This window comes from Qipengyuania sp. S6317L1 (genome assembly GCF_023015615.1).
In the GTDB taxonomy this organism is placed as follows: Bacteria; Pseudomonadota; Alphaproteobacteria; order Sphingomonadales; family Sphingomonadaceae; genus Erythrobacter.
Genome location: NZ_JALKAJ010000005.1, coordinates 312,784 through 333,597, shown reverse-complemented (window position 1 = coordinate 333,597; position 20,814 = coordinate 312,784). Strand labels below are relative to the sequence as shown.

The 20,814-nt window shown below is 59.1% G+C and carries 20 protein-coding genes and 1 tRNA gene; 11 read left to right on the top strand and 10 right to left on the bottom strand.

Annotation, left to right across the window (positions count from 1 at the left end):
* Nucleotides 1-43: 43 nt before the first annotated feature.
* Complete coding sequence (locus MWU38_RS13225; RefSeq protein ID WP_247272276.1) at nt 44-328, top strand: chorismate mutase; 285 nt, start codon at nt 44-46, stop codon at nt 326-328.
* 11 nt (nt 329-339) lie between these two features.
* Here the strand turns inward: MWU38_RS13225 and MWU38_RS13220 are convergent, their stop codons facing one another.
* The 4 genes from MWU38_RS13220 to MWU38_RS13205 form a co-directional block, all read right to left on the bottom strand.
* The gene (locus MWU38_RS13220) at nt 340-1,845 is read right to left on the bottom strand and encodes a HAMP domain-containing sensor histidine kinase (protein WP_247272275.1); all 1,506 of its coding nucleotides are present in this window, start codon (nt 1,843-1,845) and stop codon (nt 340-342) included.
* On the bottom strand, nt 1,796-2,473 hold the full coding sequence (locus tag MWU38_RS13215) for a response regulator transcription factor (RefSeq protein ID WP_247272274.1): 678 nt from the start codon (nt 2,471-2,473) through the stop codon (nt 1,796-1,798). The genes MWU38_RS13220 and MWU38_RS13215 overlap by 50 nt, the downstream gene beginning before the upstream one ends.
* A gap of 121 nt (nt 2,474-2,594) precedes the next feature.
* Nucleotides 2,595-2,936, bottom strand: a complete 342-nt coding sequence (locus MWU38_RS13210) for a PepSY domain-containing protein (protein ID WP_247272273.1) — start codon at nt 2,934-2,936, stop codon at nt 2,595-2,597.
* 99 nt (nt 2,937-3,035) lie between these two features.
* Entirely contained in the window at nt 3,036-3,767 is a 732-nt protein-coding gene (locus MWU38_RS13205) for an SIMPL domain-containing protein (protein WP_247272272.1), read from the bottom strand.
* Between the two features lie 100 nt (nt 3,768-3,867).
* On the opposite strand from MWU38_RS13205, the gene MWU38_RS13200 reads away from it, so the two are divergent.
* Together MWU38_RS13200 and MWU38_RS13195 are read left to right on the top strand one after the other, a co-directional pair.
* The gene (locus MWU38_RS13200; RefSeq protein ID WP_247272271.1) at nt 3,868-5,685 is read left to right on the top strand and encodes an ATP-binding cassette domain-containing protein; all 1,818 of its coding nucleotides are present in this window, start codon (nt 3,868-3,870) and stop codon (nt 5,683-5,685) included.
* Nucleotides 5,682-6,266, top strand: coding sequence for a uracil-DNA glycosylase family protein (locus MWU38_RS13195; RefSeq protein ID WP_247272270.1), 585 nt, complete (start codon nt 5,682-5,684; stop codon nt 6,264-6,266). Before MWU38_RS13200 ends, MWU38_RS13195 begins: the two co-directional genes overlap by 4 nt.
* A 37-nt stretch (nt 6,267-6,303) precedes the next feature.
* Here MWU38_RS13195 and MWU38_RS13190 read toward each other — a convergent pair whose 3' ends face one another.
* Nucleotides 6,304-6,786, bottom strand: coding sequence for a DUF6456 domain-containing protein (locus MWU38_RS13190; protein ID WP_247272269.1), 483 nt, complete (start codon nt 6,784-6,786; stop codon nt 6,304-6,306).
* A 111-nt stretch (nt 6,787-6,897) separates the two neighbouring features.
* Between MWU38_RS13190 and MWU38_RS13185 the strand changes: the two genes are divergently transcribed.
* Both MWU38_RS13185 and MWU38_RS13180 read left to right on the top strand, forming a co-directional pair.
* Nucleotides 6,898-7,494, top strand: coding sequence for a helix-turn-helix transcriptional regulator (locus MWU38_RS13185; RefSeq protein ID WP_247272268.1), 597 nt, complete (start codon nt 6,898-6,900; stop codon nt 7,492-7,494).
* The gene (locus MWU38_RS13180; protein ID WP_247272267.1) at nt 7,491-8,699 is read left to right on the top strand and encodes a glycosyltransferase; all 1,209 of its coding nucleotides are present in this window, start codon (nt 7,491-7,493) and stop codon (nt 8,697-8,699) included. The genes MWU38_RS13185 and MWU38_RS13180 overlap by 4 nt, the downstream gene beginning before the upstream one ends.
* A gap of 1 nt (nt 8,700) precedes the next feature.
* Here MWU38_RS13180 and secF read toward each other — a convergent pair whose 3' ends face one another.
* The 3 genes from secF to yajC form a co-directional block, all read right to left on the bottom strand.
* Complete coding sequence (gene secF / locus MWU38_RS13175) at nt 8,701-9,678, bottom strand: protein translocase subunit SecF (protein WP_247272266.1); 978 nt, start codon at nt 9,676-9,678, stop codon at nt 8,701-8,703.
* A gap of 16 nt (nt 9,679-9,694) precedes the next feature.
* Nucleotides 9,695-11,293 (bottom strand): protein translocase subunit SecD, encoded by a 1,599-nt coding sequence (gene secD / locus MWU38_RS13170; RefSeq protein WP_247272265.1) that lies wholly within the window; start codon nt 11,291-11,293, stop codon nt 9,695-9,697.
* Between the two features lie 66 nt (nt 11,294-11,359).
* Complete coding sequence (yajC, locus tag MWU38_RS13165; protein ID WP_247272264.1) at nt 11,360-11,689, bottom strand: preprotein translocase subunit YajC; 330 nt, start codon at nt 11,687-11,689, stop codon at nt 11,360-11,362.
* A gap of 300 nt (nt 11,690-11,989) precedes the next feature.
* Here yajC and MWU38_RS13160 point away from each other — a divergent pair.
* Nucleotides 11,990-12,066, top strand: a tRNA-Pro gene (locus MWU38_RS13160).
* A gap of 239 nt (nt 12,067-12,305) precedes the next feature.
* Here MWU38_RS13160 and MWU38_RS13155 read toward each other — a convergent pair.
* The gene (locus tag MWU38_RS13155) at nt 12,306-14,843 is read right to left on the bottom strand and encodes a YadA-like family protein (protein WP_247272263.1); all 2,538 of its coding nucleotides are present in this window, start codon (nt 14,841-14,843) and stop codon (nt 12,306-12,308) included.
* 437 nt (nt 14,844-15,280) lie between these two features.
* Between MWU38_RS13155 and MWU38_RS13150 the strand changes: the two genes are divergently transcribed.
* The 4 genes from MWU38_RS13150 to MWU38_RS13135 all read left to right on the top strand — a co-directional run bounded on the left by MWU38_RS13150 (nt 15,281) and on the right by MWU38_RS13135 (nt 19,863).
* A complete protein-coding gene (locus MWU38_RS13150; RefSeq protein ID WP_247272262.1) occupies nt 15,281-16,204 on the top strand; it encodes a PAS domain-containing protein in 924 nt (307 codons plus the stop codon).
* 117 nt (nt 16,205-16,321) lie between these two features.
* Nucleotides 16,322-18,454, top strand: coding sequence for a TonB-dependent receptor plug domain-containing protein (locus MWU38_RS13145; protein WP_247272261.1), 2,133 nt, complete (start codon nt 16,322-16,324; stop codon nt 18,452-18,454).
* Between the two features lie 34 nt (nt 18,455-18,488).
* Nucleotides 18,489-19,370, top strand: a complete 882-nt coding sequence (locus MWU38_RS13140; protein ID WP_247272260.1) for a CoA ester lyase — start codon at nt 18,489-18,491, stop codon at nt 19,368-19,370.
* A 79-nt stretch (nt 19,371-19,449) separates the two neighbouring features.
* A complete protein-coding gene (locus MWU38_RS13135; RefSeq protein ID WP_247272259.1) occupies nt 19,450-19,863 on the top strand; it encodes a holin family protein in 414 nt (137 codons plus the stop codon).
* A 46-nt stretch (nt 19,864-19,909) separates the two neighbouring features.
* Here MWU38_RS13135 and MWU38_RS13130 read toward each other — a convergent pair whose 3' ends face one another.
* On the bottom strand, nt 19,910-20,233 hold the full coding sequence (locus MWU38_RS13130; protein WP_247272258.1) for a TraR/DksA family transcriptional regulator: 324 nt from the start codon (nt 20,231-20,233) through the stop codon (nt 19,910-19,912).
* Between the two features lie 135 nt (nt 20,234-20,368).
* Here MWU38_RS13130 and MWU38_RS13125 point away from each other — a divergent pair, with 135 nt between their 5' ends.
* Nucleotides 20,369-20,809: a type II 3-dehydroquinate dehydratase gene (locus tag MWU38_RS13125; protein WP_247272257.1), complete on the top strand. Its 441-nt coding sequence runs from the start codon at nt 20,369-20,371 to the stop codon at nt 20,807-20,809.
* Nucleotides 20,810-20,814: the final 5 nt, after the last annotated feature.

Genomic DNA, 20,814 nt, shown 5'->3' with positions numbered 1-20,814 from the left:
GAGTGGCTTGGCAAGCGCTGAATTGATGCGTAGGCGGTCATCTATGTCCGACGATCCGCAACTGGCAAAGTTCCGAAAGAGCATCGATAACATCGACGCCGCGCTCATCCATATGCTGGCCGAGCGTTTTCGCATCACGCAGGCCGTAGGCGAGTATAAGGCAAAGGTCACACTGCCCCCGGCCGATCCCGCGCGCGAGGAGCGTCAGATCGCGCGGCTGCGCAAACTGTCCGAAGAAGCCGATCTCGATCCTGAATTCAGCGAGAAGTTCCTGCGTTTCATCATTGAGGAAGTGATCCGCCACCATCAAAAGGCGCGCGGAGGCTAATCAGCTTCGCTTCAAGCTCGGGGCAGGCTCAGCTCCACAAGCAATCCGCCCAGGTCCTCGCTCTCATCAAGCGTCACTGTCCCGCCGTAAATTTCCGCCACATCGCGCACAATCGCGAGGCCTAATCCCGTCCCCGGCTTGCCTGTGTCGAGCCGCGCGCCGCGGTCGAAAATGCGTTGCCGCTCTTTTTCGGGGATGCCCATGCCGTCATCCTCCACCCAGATTTTGAGAAGTTCGCTTTCCGGCTCGTGGTCGAGGGTCACGAACACGCTTCCCCCGCCATATTTTGCCGCGTTCTCGATAAGGTTGCCAAGGATTTCATCAAGGTCCTGACGCTCGATGGCGACCAGCGCCTTCTTCGTCCCTGCAATATCCAGCCGGCCTTCGGGATAAAGGCGCTCGACCGCGCGGCGCACGGCCTCTGCACTTGCACGAACATCGCTGCGTGCCTGCCCCACGGCGCGCCTGCCCACGGCTCTTGCGCGGGCGAGATGGTGATCAACATGGCGCTGCATCGTGCGGGTTTCGCGGAACACCGCCTCATTGAGGTTAGGGTCGCGCGCGGTCGCCGCATTGGTGAGGACGGTGAGCGGTGTTTTCAACGCATGCGCCAGATTGCCCGCGTGCATCCGCGCTTCCTCGGCCTGGCGCTCGCTGTGTTCGAGCAGCGCATTGACCTCATCCACCAGCGGCTCGACTTCGGCAGGAAGCGGCTCTGTGATGCGATTGTCGCCGGTAGTGCGCAGTTTCTGAATGGCTGCCCTCACCCGGCGCAATGGCGAAAGACCATAGCGGATCTGCAACAGCGCCATGACGATAAGACCAAGCCCCAGAACCGCAAAGCTCCACGTCAGAATAAGGCGCACTTGCTGGATCTGACTGTCGATCTGCTCGGTCGCGCTCGCAACAGCGAAGGTCCAGCGTGTCTCGCTTCCCGGCAAGATCACCGTGCGCTCCGCAATGCGTAAGGGTTCGCCTGTGAACTGGCCGGAATTGTAGATATTTACATCGCTGTCGAAGCCCTCACTTCGATCAGTGTCGCGCTCTTGCGCCTGCAAGGTGAGCGTGCGGTCCCACAAGCTGCGCGAAGGATAAGGCTCATATCCCTCACCGCTGATTTGCCAGTAAAGCCCGCTGCCCGGCTCCAGAAAGCGCTGGTCGCCGAGCGTGCGGTAGAACCATACCTCGCCAAAGCTGTCGATCTCGGCCGATGCGATCATCGAGGTGAGTTGATATTCGAGCTGCTCGTCGAAATTGGCGATAACCTGCCGCGTTAGCGTGCGTTCAAGCGCAATCCCGCCGCCAAGCAAAAGCACAATGATCCAGCCAGCCGCAATCAGTCCCATTCTGCGGGCAAGACTGGCGCGCGGCTCGGCGCCCGGGACGGGATTTAGCTGCGCCTCATCGGCGGCATTATCACCGCTCACATCATCGCTCGCCGGCGCGCCCAGCGTATGTGCAGCCTGCTCAGGCGCGGGGCGCGTCTGCGGGGTCGTCGAGGCTGTAACCGAGGCCACGGATAGTCGTAATTACCTCACTACCGAGTTTCTTGCGGATGCGGGTGACGAAGACCTCGATTGTATTGGAATCGCGGTCAAAGTCCTGATCGTAAATATGTTCGATAAGCTCTGTGCGGCTTACCACCTTGCCCTTGTGGTGCATGAGGTAGGAGAGAAGCTTGTACTCCTGCGCGGTGAGTTTCACCGGCTCCCCATCAAGCGTCACCCGGCCAGAGCGCGTGTCGAGACGCACCATGCCAGCGGTAAGTTCCGACGATGTGTTGCCCGAAGCGCGGCGGATAAGCGCGCGAAGGCGGGCAATGAGCTCTTCTGTCTGGAATGGTTTGGCGAGATAATCATCAGCGCCTGCATCAAGGCCCGCGACCTTATCAGACCAGCTATCGCGCGCGGTCAGCACCAGAACGGGAAAGTCCCGTCCTTCCTTGCGCCACATGCCGAGGACCGAAAGGCCATCAATCTCGGGCAGCCCAAGGTCGAGGATACAGGCGTCATAATCCTCGGTCGATCCGAGAAAGTGCCCGTCCTCGCCATCGGTGGACAGGTCCACAGCGTAGCCGTTCTGCTCAAGCGTTGACTTGAGTTGTTGCCCAAGTGTTGGTTCATCTTCGACAATCAGGATGCGCATATTCCACCATTTTCGCGTGATATCAGTGGGGCAGGACTGCGCTTTTGAGCCACTCGCGTCAAGCGAGCATCCCCTTGCAAACGCGCCTTAGTCCCCGATGATTTCATAATAGGAGCAGGATTTAACGTGAACGGCTGATGATACGGCCAGAGCGTGCATCAACATCGACATAGGTCACGCGGCCATCGCGGATGAATTTGAGCCGGTAGGCACGCGCGGTGCTGTCATAGGATGGGCCGAGATATTCCGCGCCGCGCATCCGTGGAAGCACGCGCCGTTCGATCTCTCGCAAGGAGAGCTGATTGCCGGCCCGCATTTCGCGCCGCGCCGTGCCCTGATCGGTGCGCGTCTGCTCCTGCGCTGCAACGCCGGATGCAACGGCAGACGTTGCAGAGCCAGCGCCCAGCATCACTGTCGCAGCAGAAGCGGCCATTGCGGCCAAAAGGAAACGGCGGGTTGTCATTACAATGTCATGCCTAGCTGTGGTCTATTGAACAAGCTGTGAATATGCGATCTTTGATGCGTTCAGCTTGGTAACGGCGTGTCACCCCTGTCGCCCCTTTCACCCCTCGTCGCGCACCATCTCATATTTGATCGTAAGGTTGACCCCGGTGCTTACCTGGCCCGGTTGAACGGGCGCGGCCGCTGCTTCTGCATCCATCGCACGCATCACCATTTGAGGCGCGGGAGAAGATCCGCTCAAGCTTTCGCTCACTGACATCACTTCCACACCGTCATAACCGAACAGTTTGGCATAGCTTTGCGCGCGGGCCTGTGCGCGTTCAATAGCGCGTTCGCGGGCCATCGCTTTGGCGCTTTCATCGTCTTCGATGCTGAAGGTCGGGCCGGAAAGATCGGTTGCGCCAGCCGACACCAATGCGTCCAAGGCTGCGCCCGTGCCGGCCACATCGCGCAGCTTCACGCTGACGCGGTTGGAAACCTGATAGCCGCGAAAGACCTGGGTCTGGCTGTTGCGGTCATAGTCATATTGCGCGTTGAGATTGATACCGGTCGTCTGGATATCCTTGTCTTCCACGCCCAGCGCCTTGATCTGGTCGATCACGCTCTGCATCTGGCGCGAATTGAGGCGCATCGCCTCGACCGCGGTGGCCGCTCTGCTTGTGACCCCTGCGCCGACAGTCACCAGATCGGGCTGTGCGGTAACGCTTTCGGATACGGACAGTTCGATCACGGGCCCATGAGTCTCAATCTCAATCTCCTGAGCGTGGACGGGCGCAGCAACCATTGCTGCGGTGCCTGAAGCAAGACCAAGGGCGAGTGCGTAGCGGATCATGAAACTTCCTCCTGAATTTTCAGGCTTCCTAGTGTTTTATGCCTGAGCGCACACTGAACCGACTTGGCAGCAAGGATGCAAGTGCTTAAGCGCGCGCACCATGGCACAACCTCCAATTCTTTCATGGGAAGGCCTTTCCCTGCAACAAGGCGCGCGCTGGCTTTTCGGCGGGCCTCAACCCGGTGAGGGCGCCGAGCCGATAGATTTGCATATTCTCCCCGGCGACAGGCTGGCGCTGATCGGACGCAATGGCGCGGGCAAGACGACGCTGCTGAAGTTGATCGACGACCGGATCGAAGCCGACCGTGGCACGCGCCGGGTCAAACCGGGCGCGCGCATCGTGTTCCTGGAGCAGGACCCTGATTTCAGCGCAGCTGATACGCTGATGGATTTTGCGCTTGCCGGTGATGACGCGCCCGCTGCGCACGAGGTTGACGCGATTGCGGGACAGCTTGGCATCGACATGGCGACCGATGCGGCGACCGCGAGCGGCGGTGAAAAACGCCGTGCAGCGATTGCGCGCGCATTGGCGCAGGACCCTGATCTTTTGCTGCTGGACGAGCCCACCAACCATCTGGATCTTTCCGCGATTGACTGGCTTGAGGACTGGCTGAACCGGTATAAGGGTGCGTTTATCACGATCAGCCACGACCGCACCTTCCTCAAGCGCCTGACCCGCGCGACGCTGTGGCTCGACCGGGGGACCTTGCGGCGCAAGGAGGTCGGCTTTGGCGGTTATGAAGCGTGGGAAGAACAGGTTTACGCCGAGGAAGCGCGCGCGGCTGAGCGGCTTGATGCCAAGCTCAAGATCGAGGCGCACTGGCTCGAACGCGGTGTAACTGCGCGGCGCAAGCGCAATCAGGGGCGTCTTGAAAAGCTGCACCAGATGCGCGCCGCACGCGCGGCCATGATTTCGGACAGCGGTTCGGCCAAGCTGAAACTGGCGAATGACGAAGAGTTCAAATCCAAATCGGTGATCGTCGCCGAAGAGATTTCCAAATCTTACGACGGGCGCGCGGTGATAAAGCCGTTCACCCTGCGCATCCAGAACGGCGACCGCATCGGCATTGTCGGCGCGAACGGCGCGGGCAAGACAACGCTGCTCAAGCTGCTCACCAAAGAGATCGAGCCCGACACCGGCACCATCACCCACGCCCGCACATTGAGCGGCGTGATGATCGACCAGCAGCGAAAGCTTCTGGAGCCCGATGCGAGCGTGCGCGACATTCTTGCCGAGGGCGGCGATTGGATCGACGTCAGGGGCAATCGCAAGCACGTTCAGGCATACCTCAAGGACTTTCTGTTCGACCCCAAGCTGGTCGATACCAAGGTCGGAATCCTGTCGGGCGGAGAGCGTTCGCGCCTTCTCCTTGCGCGCGAGTTTGCGCGGACCGCAAACCTCCTCGTGCTGGACGAGCCCACCAACGATCTCGACCTTGAAACGCTCGACCTCCTGCAAGAAGTCATCGCCGATTTCGACGGCACTGTCCTGATCGTCAGCCACGACCGCGACTTTCTCGACAAGACGGTGACCGTCACGCTCGGCCTCGACGGCACTGGCCGCGTGGACATCGTTGCGGGCGGATACGAGGATTGGGAGGCCAAGCGCCGCAAGCCGGTCGCGCCAAAGGCCAAGCCTGCCAAGGCCGAGCCTTCCGAAGTGCGCGCGTCACCGTCTGATGCGACACCGGGCAAGCTGTCCTATAAAGACCAGCGCGATTACGAGCTCCTGCCTGCGCGCATCGAAGAACTCGAAGCAGCGATCACCAAGGGCGAGACAATCCTTTCAGACCCCGACCTGTTCGCGTCTGATCCGAAGCGGTTTGCCAATATCTCCAAGGGGGTCGAGAATGCGCGAGCAGAAAAGGACGCAGCCGAAGAACGGTGGCTGGAGCTTGCCGAGCGGGTCGAGGGATGAGCAGCGCCGCGCTGCACGATGAGATCAAGGCCTGCACACTTTGCGCCGAGCACCTGCCGCTTGGCCCCCGGCCCATCGTCCAGTTTTCGTCCAACTCGCGCATTCTGATCATCGGGCAGGCCCCCGGCACAAAGGTTCACACAAGCGGTATCCCCTGGGACGATGACAGCGGCGATCGTTTGCGCGATTGGGTCGGGCTGGAAAAATCCGACTTTTATGATGCGGCGAAGGTCGCGATCATGCCAATGGGGTTCTGTTATCCGGGAAAGGCGAAGGGCGGCGATGCCCCTCCGCGCAAGGAGTGCGCGCCGCAGTGGCACGATCAAATCCTCGCACATCTCCCGCGAACCCGTCTCACGCTTCTGGTGGGAAGCTATGCGCAAGCGCAATATCTACCCCTCACCCGGAAGCTTTCGCTGACCGACCGGGTGGGCGAAGGCGAGCAGGAGAGCGACGCGCTTGGCCCGGTCATCCCCCTGCCCCACCCCTCGTGGCGCGTGCGCATGTGGATCGGGCGAAATCCGTGGTTTGAAACCGATATTGTGCCGCGCCTCCAAACGCGCGTTGCACAGCTCGTTTGAGACAGTTGAGACACTGTTCAAAGGCGCACATCCCGCCTCACATGATACGGTAGAAATCCGCCACCCGTTCAAGCGCCAATTGCAGCACCAGCTTGCCACTGCGCGCCGGCCAGCCAAGCGCCTTTTCAGCTTGGGGCAAGCCTTCGCCAGCGCACACCACGCGCCACAAGACATCGTCCAACCCCTTGCCCGCTTCGGCCAAGGCGCCGTCAAAGCGTTGCTTGGCAGCCACCTGCTTCTCGCTCGACGTCAAGCCCGCCTCGCTGCTGCCGCGATTGCCTGTCTTTATCCGCACCGGATCCCATCGCATCGTCAGATTGGCAGACAATTGCGCGCGTTCGTAATCATTCCTGAGTTGCTCGCCCGCTTGAAACAGGCGATCCGACAAATGCCCGCGCGAATGCAGCCAGGCGATCGGCGATTCGCCCAGATTGACCGTTACACTGCGGTGCTTGCCTCTCCCCTCACTCGTGCGTCGGGGGCCTTCGGGGGTCAGTTCACGTTCTACCAGTTTGCGCATCGTCACACTCCTCTTCGCATGGCTTCTGTGAAAGGGGGCTTGCAACGCGCCCGGTGATGTAGGAAAGTCAAATTCGCCAATTTGGTTACTTTGCGAAAGGCCAAGCCCTCGATGATCAACCGTATTCGCGAAATTCGAAAGGCGCGCGCGATGACGCTCGCGGACCTTGGCGCAGCGTGTGACCCGCCAACCACCGCGCAAACCATCGGACGCCTCGAAACGGGTATGCGCAATCTATCGACCAAATGGATGGAGCGCATTGGCGCGGCTCTCGACGTTGATCCCGAAGTGTTGGTCCGCTCCGAAAACACCCCTCGTGCAAAAGTGATCGCAGAACTTGGCGCGAGCGATCCCGAAGCGCTCAAACAACACCGCGATGCAATCCTGCCAAGCGAAATGGCCGCGCAAGGAGGCGATGAGCCCATGCTGGTGCTCGAAGTGACCGCGCCCGTGGGAGAATATCGACCCGGCGATAGCGTGTGGCTGCGCCAGATTGATGCGTGGGCGGCCAAGGATAAGGACTTCCTTGCCGCGATGAACCGCGATTGCCTGGTGCCGCGCCCCGGTGGCCGGTTTGCCTTCGGGCGGCTGATTGATCGGCGCGGTTACAAACTTGCGATACTGCCTGCCCAGGCCGGGCAGAAACAACAGGTCATCGACAATCCCGACTGGATCGCGATCGCGTGCATGCTGGTGCGCCCCCTATGAGCGATACAATGAAGCACGTCCTTTCTCTCAGCACGCTATACCCGAACCCGGTTTCACCGCGCTTCGGAACCTTCGTTGCGCGCTCGCTTGAGGCGCTTGCAAAGAGAGGCGCGCAGACAGGCGATTGGCAGGTGAGCGTGGTCAATCCCGTCGGTCTTCCCCCGCTCTCGCTTGGCCGTTACCGCGACCTGGCCAAGCTTCCCGACAGCGCCGAAGAGCATGGAATATCCGTGCATCGCCCGCGCTTTACGCTGATCCCCAAAGTGGGGGCACGGCGCAACGCCTCTGCCATTGCAAAGGCCGCCCTGCCCGTCATCAAACGTATCCACCAGCAGAACCCGATCGACCTTATTGATGCGCAGTTCTTCTTCCCCGATGGCCCGGCGGCGGCTTGGATTGCAAAAGAGATGGGCCTGCCCGTTTCAATCAAGGCGCGCGGCTCTGACATCACCTACTGGGGCGGGATCGACTTTGCACGAGAGCAAATGCTGCAAGCGGCAGAGCGCGCGGCGGGCCTTCTTGCGGTGAGCGGCTCCATGGTAAAAGAAATGACCGCTATCGGAATGCCGCGCGAGAAAATCAGCGTGCATTACACCGGGCTTGACCGGGAACGTTTTCGCCCGCTCGACCACACGCAACTACGCTCGCAGCTCAGCGCGGAACTGGGCTTTGCCATGCCAGGCAATGCGCCGCTTCTGGTGTGTGTCGGCGCCCTGATTGAGCGCAAGGGGCAGGATATCGCGATTGCCGCGCTGGCACGCATTGAGGGTGCGCGTCTGGTTCTGGTGGGCAAAGGCGATGATGAGGTGCACCTGCGCCAATTGGCCCGCGATCTGGGTGTGGCTGAACGGGTGCATTTTGCAGGCTCGCTCGACCACGACATGCTGCCGCTTGTCTTGTCCGCAGCCGATGTGATGGTGCTGCCGACCGCAAATGAAGGGCTCGCCAATGCCTGGGTCGAAGCGCTCGCCTGCGGGACGCCAGTTGTCACCTGCAACGTCGGCGGCGCGCAAGAGATCATTACAAATCCAACCGCCGGCCGCCTCGTCAAACGCGATCCGGAAAGCGTTGCTGCGGGCATTCGTGCGGTCCTGAACGACCCGCCCATGCGTCAAGCGGTTGCGGCGATGGCCGAGCGGTTCAGCTGGCAAACCAACGCGATTGAGCTCGCCGCCTATTACGACGGGCTCGTCGCGAAGGCGTGAGCTACGCCTCTCCGAGGGCTTTCTTCTCCTGCCGGTCGGCATCGGTTTCTTGCGGCACAAAGCTGTCCGATGTGACGCCCATCCAGATCAGAAGCGGCGAGGCAAGATAGATGCTCGAGTAGGTCCCGATGAAAAGACCCGCCGTGATCGCAGCGACAAGGCCGAAAAGGCTTGCCGGCCCCGCGATAAGCAACGGCAACAGCGCCACCAGAAGCGTGAGCGATGTCATGACCGTGCGCGCAAGGGTTTCATTGACCGACAGGTCGAGAACCTCGGGCAACGGCATCTTGCGATACTTCTTAAGGTTTTCGCGGATGCGGTCGTAGACGACGATCGTATCGTTGAGCGAGTAACCGATGACCGCAAGGATTGCCGCGATAATCTGGAGCGAGAACTCCATCTGCGTGATCGCAAAAAGCCCCATGGTCACAGAGACATCGTGGAAAAGCGCGAACAGCGCGCCGACGCCGAACTGCCACTCGAACCGGATCCAGATGTATAGCGCGACCATCGCCATCGCTGCGGCAAGTGCAATTGCTGCATCGCGGCTGAATTCGCCTGCGACCTTGCCCGAAACGGTCGAGTTCCCGTCGGTGCGCACATCAGGATAACCGCTTTCGATTGCGGCGATGACTTCGTTACCAATGGCGGTAGCAGCGCCCGGTGTGTCCTCCGCCCCTTCGGGCAAAGGCACACGGATGCTCACCTCATTGGGTGAACCGAATTCCTGCACGACAGGTGTGCCATAGCCGAGCCCTGCGACCGTTTCGCGAAGCTCACCAACAGGCGCGGCGTTTCCTTCTTCAAAGGTCAGCCGCACTTCCTGTCCGCCGGCAAAGTCGATGCCAAGGTTCAGGCCATTGTACGCCACCGCGCCCCAGCTTCCGAAAATCAGCACGAGGCTGAGAATGAAAAACGGCACGCGCAGGCGCAGGAATTGGATATTCGTGTCATCAGGGACGAGCTTTAAAAGTTTCATGTGCCTCGCCTCCTTCTTAAATGTTGATGTCTTTGGGACGGTTCGCGCTCAGATAGCCCGAGACCCACATGCGGGTGAGCGTAAGCGCGGTGAAGACCGAAGTCAGAAGGCCAATCACCAGAACCACGGCAAAGCCCCTGACAGGCCCGGAGCCGAACCAGAACAGCAGTGCGCCTGCGATAAAGTTGGTGATGTTAGCGTCATAAATGGCGCGGCTGGCCTCTTTGTAACCGTTTTCGACCGCGGTCACGACCTTGCGGCCACGCTTGCGCTCTTCGCGGATACGCTCGTTGATGAGCACGTTCGCGTCCACCGCGGCGCCCACCGTCAGCACGAAACCTGCAATACCGGGCAGTGTCAGGGTGAAGTTGCCGATTGCCATAAGGCCAAGCAGGATGAGCACGTTGATCAGAAGCGCGCCGGTGGCATAAACGCCGAAACGGCCATAGGTCGCAATCATCAGCGCGATCACCGCAAGGCTGCCGATCAGCATGGCGATCATGCCGGACCGGATGGATTGTTCACCCAATTCTGCCGAAACGGTGCGTTCTTCGATAACAGTGAGCGGCACTTCAAGCGCGCCTGAACGCAGTTGGATGGCGAGCTGGTTTGCGCTGTCGGGCGAGAAGCTGCCCGAAATTTGCGCTGCACCGCCGAGGATCGGCTCGTTGAAGAACGGGGCCGAAATCACCTCGCCATCGAGAATAATCGCAAAACGTTGTCCCACGTTCTCGGTCGAAAGCTTGGCGAATTTCTGACCGCCTTGCTGGTCGAACTGGATGTTGACGACGCTTCGATTGGTTTGAGGGTCAACACCGGCCTGCGCGCCTGTGAGGCTGTCACCGCGAATACCGCCAAGGCGCTTTACCGCCTCTGACTGGCCTGCAAGATTGCTATCGGCGGCATAGGGGAAGATCTGGCTTCCCGGATTGGCAACGCCTGCCTCGGTATTGCTGGGCAGCGCCTGTTGGTCGACGAGTTTGAATTCAAGCTCTGCCGTTTTGCCGAGCAATTCCTTGAGGGCCTGCGGGTCTTCGAGCCCGGGCACCTGAACCACAATGCGGGTATCGCCCTGGCGCACAATCGTCGGCTCGCGCGTGCCAAGTTCGTCGATCCGGCGACGCACAACCTCGATCACGCTTTCCATCGCGTTGTTGACCGCGACGTTGAGACCGCTTTCGGTCGGGACGAGAACAAGCCGCTGTGTATCGACAACCTCAAGATCCCACTCTTGCTGGAGCGAACCATCACGGCCCATCATCAGCGGTTCAAGCAGGCCCCTTGCGCGGTCGATATCGGATGCGGAATCGAGCAGGAGCGAGAACCGGCCGTCGGCGCGCGACGTGTCGCCGAACTTGATTTCCGGTGTCGCACCGCGAAGCGCGGCCTCGACCGATTCTTCCATATTCTCCAGCCGCTTGGCAGCGACATCGTCAGGATCAGCTTCGAGCAAAAGGTGCGAGCCACCCGCCAGATCGAGGCCCAGATTGACCGTTGGCGCATCGTCGCCAAAATCAAATCCGGACGACATCATAAGGGACGGCAAAGCCGCGGCGATCAATGCGATCGTCAGCCCCCAAAGCGAGATTTTCTTCCAAAGCGGTGTATCAAGCATCGTTTTTACGCTTTGATCCTGTTGAGATGTATGAATGATGGCCAGACGCTGCCGCGCCCCGCCGAATTAGTCGTTGGCGGCAGGCTTTGCGCCCGGCTCGACGAGGTCGGCGATGGTGTGTTTGACTGCTTTCACGCGCACATCCTTGGCAAGCTCAACCTCGGCGTAAACGTCATCGACCTTGATGACTTTACCAACGAGCCCGCCCTGCGTCACAACCTGATCGCCCTTCTTGAGGCCAGCGACTTTTGCCTGGTGCTCTTTTTGACGCTTCATCTGCGGGCGAATGATGAGGAACCAGAAAATCACAACCATACCAACGATTGGCAGCCAGTTGATCCAAGCAGGAGGCGCTTCGCCTGCACCAGCGGCAGCAGCTGTCAGAAGTTCGAGCATCGTTTTGTTAAACCTATGTTTTGTGTGTGCTTGTGCACGCGGCCAGCATCGTTGAGGAGGGACAAGCCCAAGCCGCGCCGTGTGTCGCAACACCCCTCGATACCAGCCCGAATGCACTCGTATTATCGGACTTAAGTGGGCGCGGTTAGCAGCATTGCAAGCGCCCCGCAATCAACCCTTGATCTGCGCGCAACAATGTCCCCAAATTCACGTATTGCCGTGCGCCTGCACAAATTCGTGACGCATCCCCGCTTGTCAGCAACAAAAGAGCCTCCTATAGGCCCCGGCACTCCACCGGTTCGGGAAGTAGCGCAGCCTGGTAGCGCATCACACTGGGGGTGTGGGGGTCGCAGGTTCGAATCCTGTCTTCCCGACCAGTGGAGTCAATGGCTTAGCCGAATTTGCTTTGCGCGGATCACCCCGATTGCAGGGCTATCGCGCGGCATGCCGCAACCAGTCCATGATTGGTGCTTCCCAAACAGAAACGATAAAGGTCGCGAAAGCTTTCCGCCCGTTCATGCGCTCCCGGCATCCGGCATTACTCATAATTGTGGGGCCGCATACCATGCCGACTGGTATGCGGCCCCACTCAGCCACGAATGAACTCGCAGCCAATTCAGAACGAGAAGCCTGCGCCAGCGGCCACTCCGCCTCTGCCGCGGGTGTCGATTGTGCCGTTGATCCGCACAACTGCAGTCCCGTCATTGAAGGCCGAGGAGAAGCCGAAGCCGAACGCCGTTTCGCCGCGATAGTGGCTGACAGCACCACCGACCATGTTCGCACTGGCGCTAATCGTCTGCGGGATAGCGGCCATTGCCATCGCCGCAGCGGTCCCTGCGGCCGCTTCGTTTTCGAGCTGCGAAAGGTCGAAGCTCAGATCAGCAAAGCGTGCGTCTGTGTAGGCAATCGAGTCGGCCATGACCTGACCAAGTCCGCCCTGCAGCTGGCGCAAGTTGACGGCATCGGTGGCCGATGTGGCGTCGGCGACATTGTGAAGTGCCACCGGAGCCGAGGCGTTTGCGCCCACCAGTGTCACATCATTGGTGATCGTTCCGCCGTTTGAGACTGTCGGATTGTCAGGGTTGGAATATTGCACCGCGGAAACCGTGCTGCCCTGGATCGAGGAAGTGAGCGACGTGATGCTGGCGGTGTTGGCATCGATATCGGTGCGGTTTTGGGCCACAGCCTGATTGGTGGCAAACAGCTGTCCGCCGTTGACCGCATCTGTTGATCCCGCAGCAAGAGTTGCGTCGGCCACATTGGTTACGCGAACCGCGCTGCCTCCGGGCGCACCGAATGCAACAGTGCCGGTCGGAACGGGCGAGCGGGTCACGCCGTCTGTATCATCGACATAGGCGACCGGAACGTTATCCACCCGCCCTTCGAGAACGGCAATATCGCCTTCGTTGACGGTGACCCGCGCATCGAGGTTTGCGACATCTCCTTCGGTGTCGGTCTGGCGGGTATCGAGCGCAGCAATATCCCCTTCATTGACTGTCACGCGGCCTTCGAGCGTGTCGATATCGCCCTCCGCAGTCGTAACCCGCGTGTCGAGCGAGGCGATGTCGCCTTCGTTGACGGTCACGCGGCCATCGAGGTTTGAGATATCGGTTTCGTTGGTGGCGACGCGCGTATCGAGCGCTACAATATCGCCTTCATTCGCGGTCACACGCCCGTCGAGGTTCGAGATATCCGTCTCATTCGTGGCGACGCGGGTGTCGAGCGCAGCAATATCGCCTTCGTTGACGGAGACCCGACCATCGAGCCCCGCGATATTGCTGGTATTGGTCGCGACATCGGCCTGCACATTGGCGATATCGTTCTCGTTGACCGTCACCCGGCCGTCGAGATCGACAATATCGTTTTCGTTCTGGGTGATGCGCGAGTTCACGACCGTCAAATCGGTTGAGCCCATAGACCCGTCGATGAGGTTCTGGATCGCAGTCGAGTTGTCGATGATCGATTGTTCATTCACGGTCACGCGCGCGTCGACATTGGCGATATCCGTGGTGTTCGTGGCAACGTCGGTCTGAATGTTTGCGATGTCGCCTTCATTCACAGTCACCCGCCCGTCGAGATTGGCGATGTTGGTGGTATTGGTCGCAAGGTCGGTCTGAAGATTTGCAATATCCCCTTCGTTGGTTGTTACGCGACCATCCAGGGTAGTGATGTTCGTCGTGTTGGTTGCGACATCGGTTTGAAGATCGGCGATATCTCCTTCGTTTACCGTGACGCGCCCATCCAGATTGGTGATACCTGTCGTGTTGGTCGCAACGTCCGATTGAAGACTGGCGATATCGCCTTCGTTGACGGTTACGCGCCCGTCGAGAGTGGTGATATTTGATGTATTGGCCGCAACATTCTGATTGGTTGCGAAAAGCTGGGACCCGTTCACCGCATCGCTGGATGAAGCATTGAGAGCCCCGTCTGCAACGTTCGTGACCGTCGTTCCCCCGGCACCGCCAAGCGTTATGCTCGTCAGGGCCGCATCGTCATAAGCGATTAGGTTTCCGGTTGCTTCGGCAATGGCACCTGTCACCTGGCCCACGGTCGCAGCATCGTTGGGCGCGCTGCCTGGCGCGATATTGATCAGCTGGCGTTCCTGACCTGCAGAGCCAAACGAAACGGCACCGGCTGAATCGACCGTGCCGGTGATCCCCGCCGCGCTATAGCCCGTTAGCGCAGCACGATCAGCGACCGAGCCTGCTCCGATGGCAACCGCATTTCCCTCGGTTGCCGAAGCGCCTGAACCAAATGCAATTGCGCCATCGGCACCGATTGAGGTCGAGGCATTGTTACCAAACGCAATCGCGCTTTGCTCACCGGCGATCGCGGCCTGTCCGTTCGTTCCAAGCCCGCTGATCTGGTTTCCGCCAATCGAGATTCCGCCTTCGTCGTTGAGCGAGAAATTGTCGGCGCCAATATTACAGTCATCGCTGTCCGTGACGATGTTGCCGTCGGAATTGAGCACCTGAAGGCTCAGCGGATCACCCGCTTCTGCGTCGGCAAGGATCGTGGTGAGGTCAACATTGAGTGTCGGGAAACCCAGAACGGACAAGAGCGGGACGCCGCCCAAAAGGCCGGTGATCCCATTCACAACGCCTTCGACTTCTCCGACGATTGGCTGGTTTACCGCCCCGATAACTTCGGTCACGGCCGATCTTGGAAGCGAAATTCCGGTGCACACATCAACCACCGGGAGAGCCTGCGCATGAGCTTTCTGGGTTGAGATTGGAGTTAGAAAAGTTGCCGTCGCTAGTGTTGCGAACAACGCCGAGGTTGATGCTGTCGCTTTTAGATACGTCTTCATGTTCTTTCTCTCCTTCGAATGGAACACGAAGATATTCACATCGAGGAGTAACTAATCAAAGAACCTATTCCACTGGGCAGCTAACGTAAAATACACAAAATTCCAGAAACCCTAATATCGAACGATGAATTCTAATAGTCTGAAAACAGGCGTATTTTTGTTTTGTTCCGAACCTATGGTTAAAAGCTACTTAAACCGTTTTCATGCAACTTTCGTATTTTCGGGAAACCTGTCCACGCTGCAGCGTTATCTTAAGAGTTAGTAGAGAGAGAGTAACCTGCATGATCCCAAAAAGTCAGTCCATCTCCTCGACCCAACTCGTGCGGTCATTGCCCAAAGTCAAAGAGATGCTTGTGCCGGGTCCTGTTCACGTGACCACCCACGGCCGAGAGGACTTCGTTATTCTGTCGTCCAGACAGTATCACGATATGCGCTCGCTGGTCGGGATGGATGTAGACCGGCTCGACACGAAACTGCGGTTAACATTCGAAACAATCGACGAATTGGTCCTTATTCTTGATACGAACCTCAATATCAGGCGCATCAATCAGGCGTTTTGTGATGTGCTGGATATAGAGCCTGACAAGGCTATCGGCGCGCCGATTGAGAATTTGGTCGAAACACCCAATGACCAGTATATTTTATTGCGGCTCAAAGAAGCGCTGGAAAGCAAACGACCGGAAAGCTTCGAATTGCCCGCAGGCCATCGGGGCAACCGTAATTATCATTATAAAATTGTGCCATGGCCAAACGGCGTGGCCATGTTTGCAAAAGACATAACCAATCGCTCTCGCATTCGGAATGCGACCGTTGAAAGGGCGGCGTTTGAAGCGTGCCTGGCGAAAGTGGAGAGTGTGGGTACCGGAGTTCTAAATCAGGCTGGCAAACTCACATCGGTATCACCAAGTTTTGCAAGTTTGGTGGGCGGGACAGCCTCTGCGCTCAGTGGCCTGTCGATCTATTCCATGATTGATGAGCCAAGCGCGAAGAAAATCCGCGCTCTGCTTTCCGGACCTCACAAAGTCCCCCAACAAATAGATATTCGTTACCTTTGCAACGGGACCGCTTTCAAACCGGCAAAGATGGTTCTCACTCAATTCCAAACGATTGAGAACATGCTGAATTTTGCTTTCGTGATTCATGACAAACCGCCCACCGGTTTTTGCCAAGAGAACGCAACTGCCAGCGGCGAAAAACAGTATTGATTTTGGCCCGGCAAACAGCTGCGAGACAAATTTCTGCCTGAATCCATTCGTCGGGAGAGATGGACGCTTCGTCATTTACCGCTGTAATTTCATTGCAAGGCCACGCAAGCAACCTTCATGAATTCGACAGCTTCCTTCGCGGCGATTGCACGTCCCCTCTTGCTCGCCAGCACGGCAGCGCTGGCCGCGAGTGCAGCGCCGGCCTTTGCGCAGGACAATGCGATCCCCGCCGAAGCGAGCGATGTAGCCGGTGGCCAAGGCGTAAGCGACACGCCCAACACCGATGCCAGAGCCATTTTCACGCCGGAAGCCTTTGCCCGTTTCGCGCCGCGCAGCGCCGCTGACATGGCGCGCCAAGTGCCGGGTTTCTCGATCCGCGAAGGCGATGGCGCACGTGGTCTTGGCGCTGCCGATACCAATGTCCTGATCAATGGTCGCCGGATTTCGGGCAAATCAAATGGGCCGGTTGAAGCCCTGGGCCGGATCCCGGTCGAAGAGGTCGTGCGCCTCGAACTGGTTGACGGCGCAAGCCTCGATATCGGCGGGCTTAGCGGGCAGGTGCTGAATGTCGTCACCGCCAGAAGCGGCGGCATCTCCGGGACATTCCGATATGCACCGCAAATCCGCACAAGCGGGACCCCGCCCCGCCTGTTGGAAGGGCGAGTCTCCTTCGCTGGCGGCGGTAAAAAGGACGAATGGACCCTCAGTTTTGAAAACGATTCAAACCGGCGCGGGGATGAAGGGCCTGAATTGGCTTTCGACAGTGCGGGAACACTGATCGACACACGCGAGGAAAAAGCCAATTTTGCCACGGATGCGATCGGTGTTTCAGGCTCCTATTCGCGTATCGCCAACAACGGCAATGTTTTGAACCTCACCGGAGCGGTGAACGGTTTTATTTTTCGCGAACGCGAGATTTCAGAGCGGTCTGGCATTATCGATCCTGTTGACCGCACCCGAACCCTTCGCGGGTCCGAGGACGAGTTCAATTTCGAAGTGGGTGCCGATTACGAATTTCCCGTGGCCGGCGGGCGGCTCAAACTGATTGCCTATCACCGCTACGAAGACAGCCCGACAACCTCTTCTGTTCTTACAGAATTTGCTGATGGCAGCGCGCCCCAAGGCATTTTGTTCACCCGCGACGCTGACGAAGGCGAAACCATTGCGCGCGGCGAGTTTAACTTTGGCGCGTTTGGCGGCGATCTTGTTGTCGCGGTCGAGGGCGTCAAGAACTTCCTCGACATCGAGGCTGCCCTGGAAGAGCGCGACGGCGAAGGGATCTTGCAGCCGGTGGCGCTTGTCGGGGCAAACAGCCGGGTCGAAGAGGACCGCGCCGAGGCGACCGTCACATACAGCCGCCCCCTTGCGGACAACCTTCAATTGCAGACAAGCTTGGGCGCTGAATATTCGCGCATCTCGCAGGACGGTCCGGTAGGCCAAACCCGGACATTTTACCGTCCCAAAGGGTCTGTCGCGCTCGATTGGGCAGCGGGCGATACGGTCAATCTTTCCGGCCGGATCGAGCGAGTGGTCGGGCAGCTCAATTTCTTTGATTTTATCGCTTCGGTCGATCTCGACGAAAACAACACCAATGTCTCAAACATCGCATTGGTCCCGCCACAACTCTGGCGCTTCGAGATGGAGGCCAATCTGGGTCTTGGCGCCCTTGGCACTCTGGCGCTGCGCCCGTTTTACGAAGACGTTTCCGATATTGTCGATCTTATCCCGATCGAAGGCGGCGGGCAGGCACCGGGCAACATTTCGTCGGCCAGCCGCTATGGATTTGAGGGCGATGTCACGCTCTTGTCCGACGCGCTGGGCTGGAAGGGAACGCGGTTTGACGCTGGGTTCCGGCTCGCAACCAGTTCGGTGCGCGATCCGTTGCTCGCCTTCAGCCGGAACCTCTCACGGTTTGAAACCGAGCAGATCGACTTTGAAATCCGCCACGATTTCGGCTCGTCAAACTGGGCAAACGGCGTAACCGCCTTCTGGAACGATACCGCCGAGGACGTGCGCCTCGACCAGATTGCACGCCGCCGTGAAACCTTCGGATTTGCGGGCTATTACGTTGAAAACAAGGATGTAGTGGGACTTGTAGTGCGCCTTGCGATCAACAACATCCTTGATCGTACGAACAAGTTCGATCGCACCGTCTTCGAAGACCGCGCATCAGGAGCGGTCGAATTTGTCGAGGATCGTGATCGCCGTTTCGGGCAAATCTTCACGCTTGAGATTGAAGGAACGTTCTGACCGCTCTACCCCGCTGGGCAAGAGAGGACCGGACATGAATAACGCACACCAGATCAAAATGCGCAGCTGGCTGTTTGCCCCTGGCGACAGCGAGAAGAAAATGGGCAAGGCCATTGCAAGCGATGCCGATATTGCCCTTTTGGACCTTGAAGATTCAGTGGTTCCGGAGCGCAAGGAAGCGGCGCGAGAAATGGTGGCTCAAGCCATCCGGTCCACCCCCGATCCGGCCCGCGTGTGGGTGCGGGTAAACCCGCTTTCAGGCAATTGGACCAAGGGCGATCTTGACGCCGTGGTGTCGGCTGGCCCTGGCGGCGTTTTCCTTCCCAAGGCCGAGGGCGGGCAAGATGTCGAAACGCTCGACGCGATGCTGACCGAACGCGAACAGGCAGCGGGGCTCGCAGTGGGTTCAATCAAGGTCGCCGCATTGGTGACAGAGACGGCGGCTGCCATGTTCACCACCGGCACGTATGACGGCGCGCCGCGCTTGGTGGCGATGAGTTGGGGGGCCGAAGACCTGTCGAGTGAAATCGGCGCGAGCCAGCAACGCGGCCCCGATGGTGAATACACCCACGTGTTTGAAATGGCGCGTTCTTTGTGCCTTTTGGGTGCGGTCAAAGCGGGCGTCATCCCGCTCGAGACGGTGCAACCCGAATTTCGCGATCTTGAAGCGCTCGAAACCCGCGCCCGTCGCGTTCGCGCACAAGGGTTCCGCGGTATGCTGGCGATCCACCCTGCCCAGGTCGCCCCGATCAACGCAGCATTCACTCCGAGCGCCGAGGAAATTGCCCACGCACGTGCTATTGTCGATGCGTTTGCGGCCAACCCCGAAGCCGGCGCACTTCAGCTTGACGGCGCGATGATCGACCGCCCCCACCTTGCGCTCGCTCAACGGTTGCTAGCGGAAGCGGGCGAATGACACACGTTGGTTAGAGGATTTTCCTACACGAACCATTCTGGTTACCAAAAGCGCGACTCGCAACAAGGAGTGCGCATTTATGGGACTGCTTACCTCGCTTATCGGCCCGATCACGAAGATCCTCGACAAAATCATTCCGGATAAGGAAGCCCGCGCCAAGGCCCAGCTTGAACTCATCAAGCTTGAAGGGTCGCAGGAAATGGAACTGATCGAAGCGCGCCTGCAAGCCATTGTCGCAGAAGCCAATTCCAAAGACCCCTGGACCAGCCGCGCGCGGCCAAGCTTTCTTTACGTGATGTATGTCCTGATCCTGACGGCTTTGCCGATGGGTCTGCTCAGCGCGTTCAACCCTTCCGCCGCGACAAACATCGCAAGCGGCATGAACGCCTACCTCTCCGGCCTACCAGAGCCGCTTTATGCGCTCTTTGGCACCGGCTATCTCGGCTACACCGCCGCGCGTCAGTGGGGCAAGGTCAAAGGCGTCGACAAGTAGGGCTGCGCCCAGCCCACCCCGCGCCCAACCCGCGCCCAACCCGCGCCTAACCAACGCTCGCACACTTGATACAGCGGGTCGCAATCGGCCGCGCGTGAAGGCGCTCGCGGCCAATATCGGCCCCGCATTTCGAACAGCTGCCGTAAGTTCCGCGTTCAATACGCTCAAGCGCTTGTTTGATCTGGGTTATCTCAGCGCGCAGGACATCATCGACACCGATGAGCGTCTCGTCATCGGCCAGGTCGACGGCCTGCTCGCTCGAATCGGCTTCGAGCGGGTGGCGCAGATCATCCTCGATCACCTCGGCCCGCTTGAGTAGATCACCCATGCGGGCCTTGAGCCTGGTGGCAAATTCGAAATAGTCGGTCATCTGAACCATCTCCTGTCTCTCTTATGAGCCGTGAATAGCGCAGCTGTGCCCTCCAGAAATTGATTCACGTCAATTTGCCCGTATTCCCGCTCAAGGCGCTTTGCGGTGCACACATAAGCCGCTATCGCACGCGCCATGACCGACACTGTTTACGTCCTGAACGGGCCCAATCTGAACCTGCTTGGCCTGCGCGAGCCCGAGATTTACGGTAACACCACCCTCGACGAAATCGCCGGGATGCTCGAGGACGAGGGTCGCGAACATGGCCTTGCAATCGATATGCGCCAGACCAATCACGAAGGCATGCTGGTCGACTGGCTCCACGAAGCGCAGGCCGAAAACGCTCGCGCGGTGCTGCTCAATGCGGCCGCCTTCACCCACACCTCCATCGCGCTGCTTGATGCGATAAAGGCGATCAAAACGCCCGTGATAGAGGTGCATTTGTCGGACCCCAAAACGCGCGAGGCGTTCCGGCATATTTCATATGTGGGCATGGCAGCGGCCAAGACGGTCGAGGGACACGGCGCCCAATCCTACAGCATTGCATTGCAAGCCGTAGCGTCGGGCGAGGTCTGACCACC

Coding starts and splice junctions, on each gene's coding strand:
- MWU38_RS13140 (WP_247272260.1), top strand. CDS start 18,489: ATGAATAACGCACACCAGATCAAAATGCGCAGCTGGCTGTTTGCCCCT.
- MWU38_RS13135 (WP_247272259.1), top strand. CDS start 19,450: ATGGGACTGCTTACCTCGCTTATCGGCCCGATCACGAAGATCCTCGAC.
- MWU38_RS13205 (WP_247272272.1), bottom strand. CDS start 3,767: ATGATCCGCTACGCACTCGCCCTTGGTCTTGCTTCAGGCACCGCAGCA.
- MWU38_RS13130 (WP_247272258.1), bottom strand. CDS start 20,233: ATGACCGACTATTTCGAATTTGCCACCAGGCTCAAGGCCCGCATGGGT.
- secF (WP_247272266.1), bottom strand. CDS start 9,678: ATGAAACTTTTAAAGCTCGTCCCTGATGACACGAATATCCAATTCCTG.
- MWU38_RS13200 (WP_247272271.1), top strand. CDS start 3,868: ATGGCACAACCTCCAATTCTTTCATGGGAAGGCCTTTCCCTGCAACAA.
- MWU38_RS13215 (WP_247272274.1), bottom strand. CDS start 2,473: ATGCGCATCCTGATTGTCGAAGATGAACCAACACTTGGGCAACAACTC.
- MWU38_RS13180 (WP_247272267.1), top strand. CDS start 7,491: ATGAGCGATACAATGAAGCACGTCCTTTCTCTCAGCACGCTATACCCG.
- MWU38_RS13150 (WP_247272262.1), top strand. CDS start 15,281: ATGATCCCAAAAAGTCAGTCCATCTCCTCGACCCAACTCGTGCGGTCA.
- MWU38_RS13125 (WP_247272257.1), top strand. CDS start 20,369: ATGACCGACACTGTTTACGTCCTGAACGGGCCCAATCTGAACCTGCTT.
- secD (WP_247272265.1), bottom strand. CDS start 11,293: ATGCTTGATACACCGCTTTGGAAGAAAATCTCGCTTTGGGGGCTGACG.
- yajC (WP_247272264.1), bottom strand. CDS start 11,689: ATGCTCGAACTTCTGACAGCTGCTGCCGCTGGTGCAGGCGAAGCGCCT.
- MWU38_RS13210 (WP_247272273.1), bottom strand. CDS start 2,936: ATGACAACCCGCCGTTTCCTTTTGGCCGCAATGGCCGCTTCTGCTGCG.
- MWU38_RS13185 (WP_247272268.1), top strand. CDS start 6,898: ATGATCAACCGTATTCGCGAAATTCGAAAGGCGCGCGCGATGACGCTC.
- MWU38_RS13225 (WP_247272276.1), top strand. CDS start 44: ATGTCCGACGATCCGCAACTGGCAAAGTTCCGAAAGAGCATCGATAAC.
- MWU38_RS13145 (WP_247272261.1), top strand. CDS start 16,322: ATGAATTCGACAGCTTCCTTCGCGGCGATTGCACGTCCCCTCTTGCTC.
- MWU38_RS13195 (WP_247272270.1), top strand. CDS start 5,682: ATGAGCAGCGCCGCGCTGCACGATGAGATCAAGGCCTGCACACTTTGC.
- MWU38_RS13190 (WP_247272269.1), bottom strand. CDS start 6,786: ATGCGCAAACTGGTAGAACGTGAACTGACCCCCGAAGGCCCCCGACGC.